Origin of the sequence: Nocardia sp. NPDC127526, assembly GCF_042672265.1 — a bacterium.
GTDB lineage: Bacteria > Actinomycetota > Actinomycetes > Mycobacteriales > Mycobacteriaceae > Nocardia.
Genome location: NZ_JBHXVO010000007.1, coordinates 305,549 through 321,458, shown reverse-complemented (window position 1 = coordinate 321,458; position 15,910 = coordinate 305,549). Strand labels below are relative to the sequence as shown.

The window sequence follows — 15,910 nt, the reverse complement described above, 5'->3', positions numbered from 1 at the left end:
GGTTCAGTGCGCGTTGCGGTACGCGGGAGCTTTGCTGGAGCCCGACGGCGTCAAGGTGCGCAGCAGCGGCAGCGTGCGGCGCGGCACCACGGTGGACAGCACGATGACGCTGTGCGACCGCACCACCGAGGCGCTGCGATCGATGCTGAGCAGCACGGTCTGCAGGCCGGCGTGCGAATCGGCCCCGATCCGGCACAGCACGTCCCCCGAACCGGTGGTCGCATACGCCTCGAGCACGCCGGGGATGCCCTCCAGATCGGCGGCCACCGCCTCCAGCGCACCCTGGGAGATCTCCAGCGTCACGAAGGCTTCCACATCGAAACCCGCTGCGGTCACGTCGATCTGGGGATCATAGGAAGCGATGACCCCCGCCTCCTCCATGCGCGCGATCCGCGATTGCACGGTGGCCCGGGCGACGCGGGTGCGCCGGGACAACTCCAGGATTCCGGCCTTCTGGAACTCGTGCATGGCGGTCAGGATCGCCAGATCGAGTTCATCCAGTTTGGCGGGCGTGCGGGCCACGGCTGTACCTCCGCTCGGCGGTGCTCTGTTCTATTCAAATTGTCCAGCACTCCGGGGCATAAGGTGGCGTAATTCACCAGGATGTCTAACGAATTTCGGCGATATTGCCCAATGCCTGCCGCGGCGATTTGCTGGATCCATGAGTATCGAGATCACCGGCTCGAGAAGCGATGACACCGTGGTCCGGCAGCCGATCGACCTGCCGGAAAACGAGGAACTACGACGGCTGATCGGCCTCGTCGATCATGACGAGACCACCGACCCCTTCCCCGTCATCGGCTGGGATGCCCTGGTCTGGGCCGTGGGCAATGCCGTGCAGACCGCCCACTTCCTGGAATCCGCCTTCGGCATGCGCCTGGAGGCGTACTCCGGTCCCGAGACCGGCAATCGAGATCACAAGGCGTACGTATTGCGCAGCGGCGGGGCCCGTTTCGTGGTGTGCGGCGCGGTGGACCCGGCGAGTCCGCTTGTCGCGCACCATGATCGGCACGGCGACGGTGTCACCGACATCGCTCTCGAGGTGCCCGACGTGGACCGCTGCATCGAATGGGCCCGCACCCACGGCGCCACCGTCCTGGTCGAACCCCATGATGTGACAGACGAATTCGGCACCGTCCGCACCGCCGCCATCGCCACCTACGGCGAGACCCGCCACACCCTGGTCGACCGCTCCCGCTACGACGGCCCCTATCTGCCCGGCTTCGTCGCCCGCAAGTCCGCCTTCACCCCGCGCGATGGCGCCCCCAAGCGCATCTTCCAGGCGATCGACCACGTGGTCGGCAATGTGGAGCTGGGCCAGATGGACGAATGGGTCGAGTTCTACCGCCGCGTCATGGGTTTCGAGAATATGGCCGAGTTCGTCGGCGACGATATCGCCACCGAGTACTCCGCTCTCATGAGCAAGGTGGTGGCCAGCGGCAACCACCGCGTCAAGTTCCCGCTCAACGAGCCGGCCCCCAGCCGCAAGCGCTCGCAGATCGACGAGTACCTGGAGTTCTATCAGGGCCCGGGCGTGCAGCACATCGCCCTGGCGACCGGCGACATCCTCACCGCGGTGGACGTGCTGCGCCGGGAGGGCATCGAATTCCTCGACACCCCCGACTCCTACTACGAGGACCCGGAACTGCGCGCCCGCATCGGCCACGTGCGCGTCCCGGTGGAGGAATTGCAGAGCCGCGGCATCCTGGTCGACCGCGACGAGGACGGCTACCTGCTGCAGATCTTCTGCAAGCCCATCACCGACCGCCCCACGGTGTTCTTCGAACTCATCGAACGCCACGGCTCCCTGGGCTTCGGCAAGGGCAACTTCAAGGCCCTCTTCCAAGCCATCGAGCGCGAGCAGGAGGCGCGCGGAAACCTCTGAGCAAGGGATGGGGCTCAGCCCTAAGGGGGTTCGGGGGCTCAGCCCCCGCCTCTCATCTCCAGCCTAAGGGGGTTTCGGGGGCTTAGCCCCCGCCTCTCATCCCCGGCCGCATGGGGCAAATCTATTAGGCTCGGCGGCATGCGAATGACGTCGGCGATTGTCACGGGGTCGATCCTCGCGCTGCTGCTGTCGGCGTGTGGGGGGACGGACGATTCGGGAGACACCCCGGGCTTGCGGCCGCCACCGAAGGTGGCGACCCTGGGCCCGTTCGTCGGCGAATGCGGTCACCTCACCGACGACGAGGTACGCGATATCGGCGGGCTCGGCACCGTGAGCGCGGTATTCAAGAATTCGGTCGGCTGCAACTGGCAGGGCGGCGGAATCGGCGGGGCGAGCGTCACTTTCGCGTCCTACCGGGGCAGCCCGATCGATCGCGAGAAGGCGTGGGTGGCCAGCGTCGGCCGCAATCCGGAGACCATCGAGGTGGGCGGCCGCACCGGCTTCCAGGCCCTGGACCCGTCCAACCGGGTGTGCGATCTGGCCGTCCAGCTCGACGACGACTTCTTCGAGTGGTCCATGTCCTACGGCATCTTCGGCGGCGACAATCTCGGCAATCCGTGCGATCGCACCCGCAAGATGGCCGAGCTGACCGTGCAGCGGCTCGGATGAGGAGGATGCGCGATATGCGAAAGAGCGCTGTCGTGCTCGCCGTGCTGGCCGTCACGGCCGCGCTGGGCGGCTGCGGCAAGACCGTCGACGGCACCGCCCTGCCCGCCGGCGGCACCACCTCCGAGGGCGGCGGCCGCATCAACACCAACTTCGACAAGCTGCTGCGCGAGTGCGAGGTGGTCTCGCTCGAGGACATCGGCAAGGTGGTCGGCGAGGGCACCTATGTGAGTCCGTCGTTCAACGGCGCGGTGTGCATGTGGGATCTGGAGGGCGGCACCGCCGGCAGCGGCATGGCGACCCTCAGTTGGTACGAGGAGGGTTCGCTCGCCAACGAGAAGACGAATAACGATCGGCTCGGCTATGTGACCAATGACATAAACGTGCAAGGCCGGCGTTCGCTGGAGGTGCGCCGCCCCAATGACGCCGATTCGTGCGGTGTGTTCGCACCGGCCGCGGACGCGGGAATCGTTGGCTGGTGGGTGAATTACCGTTCCGGCTCCTCGCACGGCGACCCGTGCGCGGCCGCCGGGAAGCTGGTCGAGCTGACCTTGAACCTGGCCCGATAGCCCCTCTACCAGCCGCGCTCGAGGGACCCCTTTTTGCCCCCCGAAAAAGGTCCGGGTATCGTGGACCGCTGTGCCCGGAAGCATGCGGGCAGGTTTGTGCGCAGTACGTAGGCCAGCGAGAGCGGCTGACCGTTCCAGCGTGCCCGGATTCCGGGCTACGCGCTGAGCACGACACGCCCGACCTCGTGGCAAGGAAATGCCGTGAGAACTGGGCGGAAAGCTCGAATGACAAAGACATGAAGTTCCAGACACCTGGTTACTAAAAGGAAAGCCGGTCTATGCCAACCATCAACCAGCTGGTCCGCAAGGGTCGCCGCGACAAGGTCGCGAAGACCAAGACTGCGGCCCTCAAGGGGAGCCCGCAGCGTCGTGGCGTGTGCACCCGCGTGTACACCACGACCCCGAAGAAGCCGAACTCCGCGCTGCGTAAGGTCGCGCGTGTTCGCCTGACCAGCGCGGTCGAGGTCACGGCCTACATCCCCGGTGAGGGTCACAACCTGCAGGAGCACTCGATGGTGCTCGTCCGCGGCGGTCGTGTGAAGGACCTCCCGGGTGTGCGCTACAAGATCATCCGCGGCTCCCTCGACACCCAGGGTGTCAAGAACCGCAAGCAGGCCCGCAGCCGCTACGGCGCCAAGAAGGAGAAGAGCTAATGCCGCGCAAGGGCCCCGCTCCCAAGCGTCCCCTGATCAATGACCCGGTCTACGGCTCGCCCCTGGTGACGCAGCTGGTCAACAAGATCCTGCTGGACGGCAAGAAGTCCACCGCCGAGCGCATCGTCTACGGTGCCCTCGAGCAGGCCCGCGAGAAGACCGGCACCGATCCGGTCGTCACGCTGAAGCGCGCGCTGGACAACGTCAAGCCCTCCCTCGAGGTGAAGCCCCGCCGCGTCGGTGGCGCCACCTACCAGGTGCCGGTCGAGGTCCGTCCGGGCCGCGCCAACACCCTCGCGCTGCGCTGGCTGGTGAACTTCTCCCGCGCGCGTCGTGAGAAGACCATGGTCGAGCGTCTGGCGAACGAGCTGCTGGATGCCAGCAACGGCCTGGGCGCTTCGGTGAAGCGTCGCGAGGACACCCACAAGATGGCCGAGTCCAACCGGGCGTTCGCGCACTACCGCTGGTGATTCGTGCTCCCGGCCCTTCGTTCCGCGGAGGGTCCGGGAGCCGAGTCACAGTCCGGCGCGGCACGCGCCGCGCCGGGCGTCGACACAGTGATGACCGCTGGAGAAGCCAGGGTCGTTCCCGAAGATCCCACTAGCTAAGAGCGGGGAAGATTTCCGTGGCACAGGACGTGCTCACCGACCTGAACAAGGTCCGCAACATCGGCATCATGGCCCACATCGATGCCGGTAAGACGACCACCACCGAACGCATCCTCTTCTACACCGGTATCACTTACAAGATCGGTGAAGTCCACGATGGCGCCGCCACCATGGACTGGATGGAGCAGGAGCAGGAGCGCGGCATCACCATCACGTCTGCCGCGACGACCACCTTCTGGAAAGACAACCAGATCAACATCATCGACACCCCCGGGCACGTCGACTTCACCGTCGAGGTGGAGCGGTCGCTGCGCGTGCTCGATGGCGCCGTCGCGGTGTTCGACGGTAAAGAGGGTGTCGAGCCGCAGTCCGAGCAGGTGTGGCGTCAGGCCGACAAGTACGACGTGCCGCGCATCTGCTTCGTCAACAAGATGGACAAGCTCGGCGCGGACTTCTACTTCACCGTGCAGACCATCAAGGATCGCCTGGGCGCGCGCCCGCTGGTCATCCAGCTGCCGATCGGCGCCGAGGACACCTTCGAGGGCATCGTCGACCTGGTCGAGAACAATGCCAAGGTGTGGCGTGGCGAGACCAAGCTCGGTGAGTCCTACGAGGTCATCGAGATCCCCGAGGATCTGAAGGACCAGGCCGAGATCTACCGGCAGGAGCTGCTGGAGACCGTCGCCGAGTCCGACGAGGCGCTGCTGGAGAAGTTCTTCGGCGGTGAGGAGCTCTCGATCGAGGAGATCAAGGGCGCCATCCGCAAGATGACCGTCAACTCCGAGCTGTACCCGATCCTGTGTGGTTCGGCGTTCAAGAACAAGGGCGTGCAGCCCATGCTCGACGCCGTCATCGACTACCTGCCGTCCCCGCTGGACGACGGTGGCGCCGATGGCCACGTGCCGGGCAAGGAAGACGAGACCATCCACCGCAACCCGGATGTCAACGAGCCGTTCGCGGCCCTGGCGTTCAAGATCGCGGCGCATCCGTTCTTCGGCAAGCTGACCTACGTCCGCGTGTACTCCGGCAAGGTCGACTCCGGCGCTCAGGTCATCAACTCGACCAAGGGCAAGAAGGAGCGTCTGGGCAAGCTGTTCCAGATGCACTCCAACAAGGAGAACCCGGTTTCCGAGGTTCAGGCCGGCCACATCTACGCGGTCATCGGCCTGAAGGACACCACCACCGGCGACACCCTCTGCGATCCGCAGAACCAGGTCGTGCTGGAGTCCATGACCTTCCCGGATCCGGTCATCCAGGTCTCGATCGAGCCCAAGACCAAGTCCGACCAGGAGAAGCTGGGCACCGCGATCCAGAAGCTGGCCGAAGAGGATCCGACCTTCTCGGTGAAGCTGGACGAGGAGACCGGCCAGACCGTCATCGGCGGCATGGGCGAGCTGCACCTCGACATCCTGGTCGACCGCATGAAGCGCGAGTTCAAGGTCGAGGCCAATGTCGGCAAGCCGCAGGTGGCCTACCGCGAGACCATCACCAAGCCGGTCGAGAAGCTCGAGTACACCCACAAGAAGCAGACCGGTGGTTCGGGTCAGTTCGCCCGCGTCATCATCGGCCTGGCTCCGCTGGTGGACGCCGAGGACGGCGCGACCTACGAGTTCGAGAACAAGGTCACCGGTGGCCGCGTTCCGCGCGAGTACATCCCGTCGGTCGACGCCGGTATCCAGGACGCCATGCAGTACGGCGTGCTCGCCGGTTACCCGCTGGTCAATGTGAAGGCTTCGCTGCTCGACGGCGCCTACCACGAGGTCGACTCCTCGGAAATGGCGTTCAAGATCGCCGGCGCGATGGCCCTCAAGGAAGCGGCCCGCAAGGCCGGTCCGGTGATCCTCGAGCCGCTCATGGCGGTCGAGGTCATCACGCCCGAGGAGTACATGGGCGATGTGATCGGCGACCTCAACTCCCGCCGTGGCCAGATCCAGGCCATGGAGGAACGCAGTGGTGCCCGTGTCGTCAAGGCGCTGGTTCCGCTCTCGGAGATGTTCGGCTACATCGGTGACCTGCGGTCCAAGACCCAGGGCCGGGCGAACTACTCCATGGTGTTCGCTTCGTACGCAGAGGTTCCGGCCAATGTGTCGAAGGAGATCATCGCCAAGGCAACCGGCGAGTAGTCACTCATGGGGCAGGGTGCGTCTCCTGCGGGAGACAAAGCCTGCCCCGGCCGGGAGTCCTGAACGACACCCAGTTATAAAAACCGCACTGCTGCAAAAATGCACGCACCAAACTAGTCCAGGAGGACAACAGTGGCGAAGGCGAAGTTCGAGCGGACGAAGCCCCACGTCAACATCGGCACCATTGGTCACGTCGACCACGGCAAGACCACGCTGACCGCGGCGATCACCAAGGTGCTGGCTGACAAGTACCCGGACCTGAACGCGGCCTTCGCGTTCGACCAGATCGACAAGGCGCCGGAGGAGAAGGCTCGTGGTATCACGATCAACATCTCCCACGTCGAGTACCAGACCGAGAAGCGCCACTACGCGCACGTCGACGCCCCGGGTCACGCGGACTACATCAAGAACATGATCACCGGTGCCGCCCAGATGGACGGCGCGATCCTGGTCGTGGCCGCCACCGACGGCCCGATGCCGCAGACCCGTGAGCACGTGCTGCTCGCCCGCCAGGTCGGCGTGCCCTACATCCTGGTCGCCCTGAACAAGGCCGACATGGTCGACGACGAGGAAATCCTCGAGCTCGTCGAGATGGAGGTCCGCGAGCTGCTGGCTTCGCAGGAGTTCGACGAGGACGCCCCGGTCGTGCGCGTGTCCGGCCTGAAGGCCCTCGAGGGTGACGAGAAGTGGGCGCAGTCCGTTCTCGACCTGATGAACGCCGTCGACGAGTCGATCCCGGACCCGGTCCGTGAGACCGACAAGCCGTTCCTGATGCCGATCGAGGACGTCTTCACGATCACCGGTCGTGGCACCGTCGTCACCGGTCGTATCGAGCGCGGTGTGATCAACGTGAACGAGGAAGTCGAGATCGTCGGCATCCGCGAGAAGGTCACCAAGACCACCATCACGGGCATCGAGATGTTCCGCAAGCTGCTCGACAACGGCCAGGCGGGCGACAACGTCGGCCTGCTGGTCCGTGGCATCAAGCGCGAGGACGTGGAGCGCGGCCAGGTCGTCATCAAGCCGGGCACCACCACCCCGCACACCGAGTTCGAGGGCCAGGCGTACATCCTGTCGAAGGACGAGGGCGGCCGCCACACCCCGTTCTTCAACAACTACCGTCCGCAGTTCTACTTCCGCACCACGGACGTGACCGGCGTCGTGACCCTCCCCGAGGGCACCGAGATGGTCATGCCGGGCGACAACACCGAGATGAGCGTCAAGCTCATCCAGCCGGTCGCCATGGACGAGGGCCTGCGTTTCGCGATCCGTGAGGGTGGCCGCACCGTCGGTGCCGGTCGCGTCACCAAGATCATCAAGTAAGACTCGCTCTTACTGAGAAGGGCCGTTCCCCCAGGGGAGCGGCCCTTTTCGCGTCTGCCCGAATTCCGGGGCAACCCGCACGGACACCGGTAGCCTGGAAGCATCGGTACGTGCGGGGGGCCGCATCATGGTTGGACGATTACGAAAATCGCTGGGCGCAGCCGTCATTGCGTCGGCATGTCTGCTCACGGGTTGTCTCGGTGCGCGCGGTACGCCGGTGCCGGGTGAAATCGATGTCCGCACTTTCGATATCGGGTCCTATCAGGTGTCGAAGCACCGATACGAGGGCACCGCGGGCACGGACGGCGCACTCGCGGAGGGCATCCGGATGGCGGAGGCGGTGGTGCTGACCTCGCGCATCGATGCCGCGCTGGCGATCGGCTACAACGCCAAGGTGCTGCTGACTCCGCTCGAGGTGGAGGAGTTCGGGATGGTCGCCGGGGCGTCGACCTCGGTCCTGGAACGCCACCGCATGCTGGTGGGCTACGGCGTGAGCGGCGGGGACGAGCCGGATACCGAGGAGGGCATCTCGCCCACGGCGACCGTCGTGAGCAGCGCGCTGCTGCGTTTCCCGTCCGCGGCCGCCGCGGCGGCGGCCGCGGTCGAACTCGAGAGCACCGACTTCAATGTGGCCGCCGATCAGAATCGCACACTGCATCTCGCCGAATACCCGGCGGCATATATCCATTGGCGTCCCGGTATCGCGAATATCGGCGTCTTCCTCGCACATGAGGAATTCGTCCTGTCGCTGCTCGTCGAGCGTCCGGCCGCCGATGAAGCCGACCTGCTCGCGTGGGTGCGCAAGACGCTCGACGCACAGCTTCCGGTGCTCGAAAAGTTCCGTCCGACTGCGGAATCCGAGTTCGACGACCTGCCGCTCGACCCGGGGGGCCTGCTGGCCAGAACGGTCACGCGCGATCGGAGCGTGCGCGTGCCGGAGGTGAACACCTTCGCCGTGTACGGCATCAACGACTTCGTGCACCGCGCCGGCGATCAGGCGAGATGGGCCTCGCTGTTCGGGCGCAGCGGCACGGACGCCATCGCCTACCTGAACGACGACACGCTCCTGCGCGCCCGCGACCCGGACGCGGCGCAGACCCTCGCCGCCGGTCTCACGGCGCTCTTCCGCGACAACTACATCCGCATCGACGGGCCGTCCGGTGTTCCCGACGTGATCTGCATGAGCGTCGAGGACGCCGCCAACCCCGAGAACTACTGGGTGAACAAGTGTTTCGTGGTCTACCGCCGCTACGTCGCCATGCTCAACGGCGATGATCGCGGTGACCTGCTCCAGCGCGCGGCGGCCCAGTACGCCCTACTCGCGAACAGTTTCTGAGTCGTTTTCCCGGGCCCGCCGTTCGGCGCGTTCGGGGTCCGGATTGCCGTCCTCGTCGATCCAGTCGGCGACCGCGGTGCCGGAGACCATGCCGTCGGAGCCGGGCATGACGGTGGACGGGCGTTCGTCCTTGTAGGACTCGGCCATGCGGGCGGCCTGTTCCCGGTGCTTGTCCTCGACCTCCGGCTCGGGGATCATCGGCCGGTCATCCTGTTTCGCGGATTCCGCGTGCGGTTGCTGTTCTTTTTCGCTCATGCGGCAGACCTGCCCGGTACCGCGCCGGTCAAACCGAAGGCGCTGGGCGCTCAGGGAATCGGCGCGGGGATGGCTCCGAGCACGCGGCCGGAATCGAAAGCGGCTGCGGCGGCGGGGAGTTCGCCGGGGCGCCCGCTGGTCAGGACCCGGACCGCGCCGGTGCCGGCGGTGGGGCGGCCGAGCGCGTCCATGCGGCGTAGCGTCTGTCCGGCAACCGCTTCGGCGCTGTCGAAGATGCGGACGCCCCGCGGGAGGGCGGCGAGGATGGCGTCGAGGACCAGGGGGTAGTGGGTGCAGCCCAGGACTATGCCTTCGGTGCCGGCGGGGGTGCGGGCGGCGGCGCTGGCGATGGCCTCGGTGATGGCGGGGAGGTCGCCGCGGTCGATGGAATCGGCCAGGCCGTGGCAGGCCACGCCGATGACCTCGGCGTCGCCGCCGAAGCGGGCGATGAGGTCGGCTTGGTAGGCGCTGGCGGTGGTGGCGGCGGTCGCCCAGACGGCTATCTTCCGGCAGGCGGCCGCGGCGGGTTTGATGGCCGGGACGGTGCCGATCACGGGAACGCCGGGTCCGACTTCGGCGCGGACGTGTTCGAGTGCGGTGACGCTGGCCGTATTGCAGGGCAGCACAATGACTTCCGCGCCCTCGCGCAGCGAGGTGCGGGCGGTGTCGAGCACGCGGTCCACCACCCACTGCTCGGGTTTGGGCCCCCAGGGCGCGCCCTCGGGATCCATTTGCAGCAGCAGATCGATATCGGGCCGCAGCTTCCGCAACCACGCCCCGGTGGGCAGCATCCCCAGGCCGGAATCAATGAGCGCGACGATCACACCCGCAACGGTAGTGAACGCCTGCCCCGAATCGCGAACCGTGGTCGCCCTACCGGCCGGAACAGGCCGCTGACCGGGGCGGATCGCGACCGTTCAGACCGTGGCCCGAGCTCCGGCGAGTTGGGCGCGCATCTTCATGACCTTGCCGGTCATGCCCGCACCGACCACCGCGACCAGAGTGCCGGCGCGGTAGCAGTGGGCGAGGAACTTGCGGCCCTTGTCCTCGACGATCCGGACCTCGTCGGCGCGGGACGGGGTGCCGAGGACCTGGATCTTCATGTCGTACTGGTCGCTCCAGACGTATGGGACCTGGACGGCGGCGGGGGCTGCCATGCCGAGCAGGGCGCAGGCCAGCAGCCGGGCCTGTTCACCGGCATTGGTCCAGTGTTCGACGCGCTTGTTGCGGCCGGTGTCGAGCAGCCAGGCGGCGACGTCGCCCACGGCCCAGACGCCGGGGATGGAGGTGCGGCCGGTCTCGTCGGTGAGGATGCCGCCGCCGGCGGCGGGTGCGGCGAGGGGGATGCCGGAGTCGGCGAGCCAGTCGGTGACCGGGATCGAGCCGACGCCGATCACCACCAGGTCGGCCTCGAGGTCGGTGCCATCGCTCAGTCGCACGCCGCGCACGGTGTCGTTCTCGGTCAGCAGCGCTTCGACGCCTGTGCCGCAGCGGAGGTCGACGCCTTCGTCGAGGTGCAGCCGGGCCACCAGCGCCCCGATCTCCGCGCCCAGCGCCGCGGCCAGGGGAGTGGGCTGCGGTTCGACGAGCGCCACGTCGAGGCCGCGGGCGCGGAAGCTCGCGGCGAGTTCGCAGCCGATGAACCCCGCGCCGACCACGACGGCGCGCCGAGCCGTGCCGAGTTCCGCGCGCAGGCGGACGGCGTCGGCGTGCGAGCGCAGGACGTGCACGCCCCGCGCTTCCGGGAAGCCGGGAATGCGGCGCGGGCGCAAACCGGTGGCTATGACCAGCTGGTCGTAGCCGATCGCGCTGCCATCGCTCAGAGTGACCCGCCGGGCGGTGGTGTCGACTCCGGTGGCCGCCGCGCCGAGCCGCAGCCCGATGCGCTGCTCGGCGAAGAATTCGGCGGGCCGCAGCGTGGTGTCGTCGGTTTCGCCGCGCACGAACTGTTTGGACAGCGGCGGCCGGTCGTAGGGCGCGCGATCCTCATCCCCGATGAGCGTCAGTTCACCCTCGTAGCCTGCGCGGCGCAGTTCCTCGGCGGTGCGCAGTCCCGCCAGCCCCGCACCGACTATTAGAACGTGTTCTACCGACTCCGACATAGGCCAAACCATATCTGTGAATCGCGTCGGCGCCGCTGTGTCGCGCACCACACCCGAGCTGCCGCTGAATCGTAGCCGGACATTTATTGATCGGGCGGTCAATCAGGAATATACCGGGTGGTAGGACATACCCTCGGCCTTAAGGAGGCTTACATGTTCACCGAGAGCCGCGCACAGGACATGGTGGCCGTCGTACTCGGCGCCATCGCCGCGTTGTCGCCCCTGTTCGTCGACACGAACAATCGCGCCATGTGGACTCTCGTCGTACTCGGCGTGTGCATCGCACTCACCGGCCTTGGCCAGCTCATGAAGATGGTCAGCGCCACCGCCGATTACGCCATGGCCGCACTCGGCGTGCTGTTGTTCATCTCCCCGTGGGTGATGAATTTCGATGCCTACAGCGGTGCTTCGTGGACCGCGTGGATCGTGGGCGTGCTGACCGTGGTCGTCGCGGTCGCCGCATTGCCCGCCGTGTCGGCCCGGATGCATACTGCGACACATCACTGAGACCGACACAGTACTGAGAATTCAAGCGCCCATGCAGATGCATCGACCCGGAGCGGGGCGTCGCCGCAGCAAGAAAGTCGACGGCGACGCCCGTCAGCTCATCCTGGACGCCGCGGAAAACCTGTTCGCGGCACAGGGATTCGATGCGACTCCGACCGCCGCCCTGGCGGCGGCGGCCGGCGTCCCCAAGGGCCTGGTCTTCTACTATTTCCCCACCAAGGACGCCATTCTGTCGGCGCTCATGGCCGAACGCGTCCCGCGTAATCCCATCGACGACATCGCTTCGGTGGTGGCCCCGGGCGATCCGGTGAAGAGCCTGATCAATCTGGATGCCGCGCTCAATATTCGTGATCACCATTCCTCGGTGCTGCGCGTCATCATGTGGCGCGAGGCCGACACTCATCCCGATGTGCGGAAACAACTGCGCCACATGCGTGATCAGCTGCTGGACGTGACGGCCCGGGTGCTCCAGGCCAGCGCTCCGGCCCCGGTGCAGCCCGGTACGCTGCGCGCTTGCGCCGCCGCCTGGGTCTCGGCCATGTTCGCCATTGCCAGCACCGACCGGTTGCACACCCTGGACGGCCTCACCCTCCCGTCCGCCGAGGAAATCCTGAACGTGGCCCAGGTGGTGGCCGCCGGAATGACGCAGCTCGGTTGACCCGAATTTGCTGCTATTCCGTGTAAATCCCCCAATACCATTGCTTGGTAATGGCTTTCACCGGCCCGAGTCGCCGCGGGTTCCCGGGCAGGGTAAGAATGTCGCCCATGGATGCCGAATACACCGCCAAACTCGGGGAGCCCCTGAACTCGCGTCAGCCGCGTCTGACCAACCCGGACCTCTTCGCCTCGGGCAACTCCCAGAACGGTGCACTGACCGGCATCGACACCGGCTCGCACGGCACGATCGGCCGCAATGGCATCGATCAAGCCGAGCAGCAGGTGCAGTGGTCCTCCCCGATCACCCGGCACACCGCCGATCCGGAGCCGGCGCCGCGCGCGCTCAGCGAGCCGGAATCCCCCTCGCGCCGGTCCATGTCCGAGGCCGAGACGGCCCCGCGCCACCCCGAGCCCGCGCCCTGGCGTTCCCCGCTCGACAGCGAGCCGCGCCCCGCCTTTCCGGAGAGCGAGTCGCCGGGACGCCGCAGCCTGCCGGACTCGGCCCCGCACCCGGTCTTTCAGGAGGCGGAGCTCTCCGGACGCCGGAGCCTCCCCGAGCCGGAGCCGCACCCGGCCTTTCCGGAGACCGAGGTGTCCGGCCGCCGCAGCCTGCCCGACGCCGAGCCGAGCCCGCGCCGTGCCGCGTCCGATAACGAGCCCGCTCCTCGCCTCATCGCACCGGAACCCGGGCCCTCCGGGCGTCGTGCTGTCCCGGAGCCCCAGCCGGCCTCGCGTCGCGCCGCCCCGGAACCCGAACCGGCGCAGGCCGTCTCGCGCGGCGACAGCCCGACCATCGATCTGCATCAGATCATGCGCCTGCTGGTGACCAGTCACGATCTCGATGCGGCGGCGCTCAAGGCGGAGGCGGGTGAGATCACCGTCTCCGAGTTGGCCCGCGCGGCCCGTCGAACCCGTTCGGCCGCTGTCGATCTGATCGCCGCGTGGTACGGCGGCCCGGCGGAGATGCGCAAATTCGGCGAGGTGCTGTTACAGGCCGCGGCTGAAACCGCTTGATCGAAAACGAGGTTCAGCGCTCGGCGGTGGGCCTCCCGGCCGAATTCGGCGCGGCGACGATATCGCCCACCGCGATCTGATCCTTGCGCACGCCGTCGAGCAATAACCCGAGCGTATTCGGCCGCTCCTGCGGATCGGTGCGCGGACGGCAGACGAAGTCGATGCCGCGGATCCGCGCGAGCAGAATGTCCGCCGCCCCGATGATCTCGACATCGTCCCCGACGCTCACCGCGCCCTGCTCGACGGTCCCGGCGACGATGGTGCCGCGCCCGGTGATGGTGAAGACGCCCTCGATCGTCATGCGGAAGGGTGCGGCCGCCGCGCTCTCGGTCATGGACCAATCGTGGCGTACCGGACGATTCGGCGTGGGTCCTGATTCGTGTCGGTGCGGTGTCCGATCATGAGGCGGGGGCCGAGCGAGGCGGGAGTGGCGATGGGCGAGTCCGAGTTGACGGCGGCCGCGGTGCGGGCGGAGCTGGCGAAGGTGGCCGATGCGGCGGATGCGATTCATCTGCAGCGGTTCTTCAAGACCGGCCCGGGGGAGTACGGCGAGGGCGACGTCTTCATCGGGGTGCGGGTTCCGCAGACCCGCAAGGTCGCGAAAGCGTTTGCGGGGATAGCGCTTCCGGAGATCGACGAACTGCTCGACAGCGAGGTGCACGAGCATCGGCTGGCCGGGCTGGTGCTGCTCAACGACCGGATGGCGAAGGCCTCGCGCAAGCGCGGCGCGGATGTCGAACTGCAGCGGCGGATCGTGGAGCTGTATCTGGCGGCCGTGCGGCGCGGGCGGGTGAACAACTGGGATCTGGTGGATGCCTCGGCCGAGTTCGTGCTCGGGCCGTGGTATCTGGACCGGCCGCGCGATCTGCTGTTCGAGCTGGCGGCGCAGGAGTCGCTGTGGGAGCGGCGGGTGGCTCTGCTGACCACCTTCGCGTTCATCAAGGCCGGGGATCCGGCGACCACCCTGGAGTTGTGCGAGCGGCTGCTGGTGGATCGGCGGGATCTGATCCAGAAGGCGGTGGGCTGGATGCTGCGGGAGATCGGCAAGCGGGTGGACGCCGCGATCCTCACCGGCTTCCTGGATGCGCACGCCGCCGGGATGGGCCGCACGGCGCTCAGCTACGCCACCGAGCATCTGACGCCGGAGCAGCGGGCGCACTATCGCGCGCAACGATGAGGCAATCGAGCTGTGACGCACTGCTCAGTGATTGCCGAGAATCTCGTTTCGGGCTGAGGATCGCCCGGTCATGGCCAGATGATCTTGTCTGAGGATTTGCCTGCAGATCATCAGCACCGATTGTTCATCTCTAGTTCAGTTTACGTTAACTTAGCGCAACCATTCTGTGATCAGCCGTCGACAGGCCGGAATGGTGATCCCGCGGGTTGTGTGCCCGAATCCCGTTCTCCCCCAATGCCGATCACAACCCATACAGCGTAACGACGTGCGCCGGAACGGCGTTCGCCGTGGATAGCGCTGTGCCCACATCGCTATGCCTTTGAAAAAACTGTTCCCCCTGTGTCTTTCCTCCCTGGCACTCGCGCTCTGCGCCACCGGTCAGGCCGCCGCCACCGAGACCATCGCCGGTGTGCCGCCGGAGTTCCAGCAGCCCGCCCAGCAGGTGCAGCAGCAGGCCGGTGACCTGGTCCGGACTCTGCCCGAGCCGCAGCAGGATCAGGCGCGGGGATTCGTGCAGACCCTGCCCGCGCCGTTCTCCGAACTGCTGCCGCCGGTGTTCACCAATGATCTCGACGGGTGGATCAAGGAATCGCTCTACATCATGGGCAAGCGCGGAATTCCCGGTAGTTACGAGGGCATTCACCGCAACATCATGCGCGAGTCCGGTGGTAACCCCCAGGCCATCAATCTCTACGACTCCAATGCCGCGGCGGGAATCCCGTCCAAGGGCCTGCTGCAGACCATCGACCCGACCTTCCACGCCTATCACGTGGAAGGCACGTCCTGGGATGTCTACGACCCGGTCGCGAATATCACCGCGGCCTGCAACTACGCGGCACAGCGCTACGGCTCGATCGACAACGTGTACGGGGCTTACTGACAACTCTCGTGGCTCTCAGGGGCAAGCCCCTGAAACCCCGACCGAATGGGGCCGCCGCGTCTACTGAAACGGGGGCCCCACGGGTATTGCCCAGGAGAGACAAACGAATAGTGAGGTGGGCGGTTGCAGGGCCCGCCCGGCCGACGAGGGTGTCG

At 66.9% G+C, this 15,910-nt stretch carries 18 protein-coding genes; 13 read left to right on the top strand and 5 right to left on the bottom strand.

The features are described from left to right. Nucleotides 1–3 precede the first annotated feature (3 nt). Nucleotides 4–522, bottom strand: coding sequence for an Lrp/AsnC family transcriptional regulator (locus ACFVIV_RS16025; RefSeq protein ID WP_379196797.1), 519 nt, complete (start codon nucleotides 520–522; stop codon nucleotides 4–6). A gap of 139 nt (nucleotides 523–661) precedes the next feature. Between ACFVIV_RS16025 and hppD the strand changes: the two genes are divergently transcribed. From hppD to ACFVIV_RS15985, 8 genes are all read left to right on the top strand, one after another. Continuing rightward, nucleotides 662–1,885 carry a 4-hydroxyphenylpyruvate dioxygenase gene (gene hppD, locus ACFVIV_RS16020; protein WP_379196795.1) on the top strand — a complete coding sequence of 408 codons (1,224 nt, stop codon included), beginning with the start codon at nucleotides 662–664 and terminating at the stop codon, nucleotides 1,883–1,885. A gap of 138 nt (nucleotides 1,886–2,023) precedes the next feature. After that, nucleotides 2,024–2,554, top strand: a complete 531-nt coding sequence (locus ACFVIV_RS16015; protein ID WP_379196794.1) for a DUF3558 domain-containing protein — start codon at nucleotides 2,024–2,026, stop codon at nucleotides 2,552–2,554. Nucleotides 2,555–2,568: 14 nt separating this feature from the next. Next, a complete protein-coding gene (locus ACFVIV_RS16010) occupies nucleotides 2,569–3,120 on the top strand; it encodes a DUF3558 domain-containing protein (RefSeq protein ID WP_379196792.1) in 552 nt (183 codons plus the stop codon). A 278-nt stretch (nucleotides 3,121–3,398) separates the two neighbouring features. Beyond that, nucleotides 3,399–3,773 carry a 30S ribosomal protein S12 gene (rpsL, locus tag ACFVIV_RS16005; RefSeq protein ID WP_014353064.1) on the top strand — a complete coding sequence of 125 codons (375 nt, stop codon included), beginning with the start codon at nucleotides 3,399–3,401 and terminating at the stop codon, nucleotides 3,771–3,773. After that, entirely contained in the window at nucleotides 3,773–4,243 is a 471-nt protein-coding gene (gene rpsG, locus ACFVIV_RS16000; RefSeq protein WP_014353063.1) for a 30S ribosomal protein S7, read from the top strand. The genes rpsL and rpsG overlap by 1 nt, the downstream gene beginning before the upstream one ends. Before the next feature lie 155 nt (nucleotides 4,244–4,398). Further along, nucleotides 4,399–6,504 carry an elongation factor G gene (gene fusA / locus ACFVIV_RS15995; RefSeq protein ID WP_379196790.1) on the top strand — a complete coding sequence of 702 codons (2,106 nt, stop codon included), beginning with the start codon at nucleotides 4,399–4,401 and terminating at the stop codon, nucleotides 6,502–6,504. A 132-nt stretch (nucleotides 6,505–6,636) separates the two neighbouring features. After that, nucleotides 6,637–7,827, top strand: coding sequence for an elongation factor Tu (gene tuf / locus ACFVIV_RS15990; RefSeq protein ID WP_379196788.1), 1,191 nt, complete (start codon nucleotides 6,637–6,639; stop codon nucleotides 7,825–7,827). A gap of 217 nt (nucleotides 7,828–8,044) precedes the next feature. Next, complete coding sequence (locus ACFVIV_RS15985) at nucleotides 8,045–9,163, top strand: hypothetical protein (RefSeq protein WP_379196786.1); 1,119 nt, start codon at nucleotides 8,045–8,047, stop codon at nucleotides 9,161–9,163. Here ACFVIV_RS15985 and ACFVIV_RS15980 read toward each other — a convergent pair. The 3 genes from ACFVIV_RS15980 to ACFVIV_RS15970 all read right to left on the bottom strand — a co-directional run bounded on the left by ACFVIV_RS15980 (nucleotide 9,143) and on the right by ACFVIV_RS15970 (nucleotide 11,520). After that, entirely contained in the window at nucleotides 9,143–9,418 is a 276-nt protein-coding gene (locus ACFVIV_RS15980; protein ID WP_379196784.1) for a hypothetical protein, read from the bottom strand. The genes ACFVIV_RS15985 and ACFVIV_RS15980 overlap by 21 nt on opposite strands. A 50-nt stretch (nucleotides 9,419–9,468) precedes the next feature. Continuing rightward, the gene (locus ACFVIV_RS15975; RefSeq protein ID WP_379196782.1) at nucleotides 9,469–10,242 is read right to left on the bottom strand and encodes a glutamate racemase; all 774 of its coding nucleotides are present in this window, start codon (nucleotides 10,240–10,242) and stop codon (nucleotides 9,469–9,471) included. A gap of 93 nt (nucleotides 10,243–10,335) precedes the next feature. Beyond that, nucleotides 10,336–11,520, bottom strand: coding sequence for an NAD(P)/FAD-dependent oxidoreductase (locus ACFVIV_RS15970; protein WP_379196780.1), 1,185 nt, complete (start codon nucleotides 11,518–11,520; stop codon nucleotides 10,336–10,338). A 153-nt stretch (nucleotides 11,521–11,673) separates the two neighbouring features. On the opposite strand from ACFVIV_RS15970, the gene ACFVIV_RS15965 reads away from it, so the two are divergent. The 3 genes from ACFVIV_RS15965 to ACFVIV_RS15955 all read left to right on the top strand — a co-directional run bounded on the left by ACFVIV_RS15965 (nucleotide 11,674) and on the right by ACFVIV_RS15955 (nucleotide 13,698). Next, complete coding sequence (locus tag ACFVIV_RS15965) at nucleotides 11,674–12,027, top strand: SPW repeat protein (protein WP_379196778.1); 354 nt, start codon at nucleotides 11,674–11,676, stop codon at nucleotides 12,025–12,027. Between the two features lie 37 nt (nucleotides 12,028–12,064). Then, nucleotides 12,065–12,685, top strand: coding sequence for a TetR/AcrR family transcriptional regulator (locus tag ACFVIV_RS15960; RefSeq protein WP_379196885.1), 621 nt, complete (start codon nucleotides 12,065–12,067; stop codon nucleotides 12,683–12,685). Nucleotides 12,686–12,792: 107 nt separating this feature from the next. Next, nucleotides 12,793–13,698 carry a hypothetical protein gene (locus ACFVIV_RS15955; RefSeq protein ID WP_379196776.1) on the top strand — a complete coding sequence of 302 codons (906 nt, stop codon included), beginning with the start codon at nucleotides 12,793–12,795 and terminating at the stop codon, nucleotides 13,696–13,698. 13 nt (nucleotides 13,699–13,711) lie between these two features. Here the strand turns inward: ACFVIV_RS15955 and ACFVIV_RS15950 are convergent, their stop codons facing one another. After that, entirely contained in the window at nucleotides 13,712–14,032 is a 321-nt protein-coding gene (locus tag ACFVIV_RS15950; RefSeq protein WP_379196774.1) for a hypothetical protein, read from the bottom strand. Nucleotides 14,033–14,131: 99 nt separating this feature from the next. On the opposite strand from ACFVIV_RS15950, the gene ACFVIV_RS15945 reads away from it, so the two are divergent. Continuing rightward, a complete protein-coding gene (locus ACFVIV_RS15945; protein WP_379196772.1) occupies nucleotides 14,132–14,875 on the top strand; it encodes a DNA alkylation repair protein in 744 nt (247 codons plus the stop codon). A 313-nt stretch (nucleotides 14,876–15,188) separates the two neighbouring features. After that, a complete protein-coding gene (locus ACFVIV_RS15940) occupies nucleotides 15,189–15,755 on the top strand; it encodes a transglycosylase SLT domain-containing protein (RefSeq protein WP_379196770.1) in 567 nt (188 codons plus the stop codon). Nucleotides 15,756–15,910: the final 155 nt, after the last annotated feature.

Bases quoted from the DNA above. Each gene is read 5' to 3' on its own strand.
- ACFVIV_RS15940 (WP_379196770.1), top strand. From the start codon at position 15,189: ATGCCTTTGAAAAAACTGTTCCCCCTGTGTCTTTCCTCCCTGGCACTC.
- hppD (WP_379196795.1), top strand. From the start codon at position 662: ATGAGTATCGAGATCACCGGCTCGAGAAGCGATGACACCGTGGTCCGG.
- ACFVIV_RS15980 (WP_379196784.1), bottom strand. From the start codon at position 9,418: ATGAGCGAAAAAGAACAGCAACCGCACGCGGAATCCGCGAAACAGGAT.
- ACFVIV_RS15965 (WP_379196778.1), top strand. From the start codon at position 11,674: ATGTTCACCGAGAGCCGCGCACAGGACATGGTGGCCGTCGTACTCGGC.
- ACFVIV_RS15970 (WP_379196780.1), bottom strand. From the start codon at position 11,520: ATGTCGGAGTCGGTAGAACACGTTCTAATAGTCGGTGCGGGGCTGGCG.
- rpsL (WP_014353064.1), top strand. From the start codon at position 3,399: ATGCCAACCATCAACCAGCTGGTCCGCAAGGGTCGCCGCGACAAGGTC.
- ACFVIV_RS16010 (WP_379196792.1), top strand. From the start codon at position 2,569: ATGCGAAAGAGCGCTGTCGTGCTCGCCGTGCTGGCCGTCACGGCCGCG.
- ACFVIV_RS15950 (WP_379196774.1), bottom strand. From the start codon at position 14,032: ATGACCGAGAGCGCGGCGGCCGCACCCTTCCGCATGACGATCGAGGGC.
- ACFVIV_RS16015 (WP_379196794.1), top strand. From the start codon at position 2,024: ATGCGAATGACGTCGGCGATTGTCACGGGGTCGATCCTCGCGCTGCTG.
- ACFVIV_RS15945 (WP_379196772.1), top strand. From the start codon at position 14,132: ATGGGCGAGTCCGAGTTGACGGCGGCCGCGGTGCGGGCGGAGCTGGCG.
- ACFVIV_RS15955 (WP_379196776.1), top strand. From the start codon at position 12,793: ATGGATGCCGAATACACCGCCAAACTCGGGGAGCCCCTGAACTCGCGT.
- rpsG (WP_014353063.1), top strand. From the start codon at position 3,773: ATGCCGCGCAAGGGCCCCGCTCCCAAGCGTCCCCTGATCAATGACCCG.
- ACFVIV_RS15960 (WP_379196885.1), top strand. From the start codon at position 12,065: ATGCATCGACCCGGAGCGGGGCGTCGCCGCAGCAAGAAAGTCGACGGC.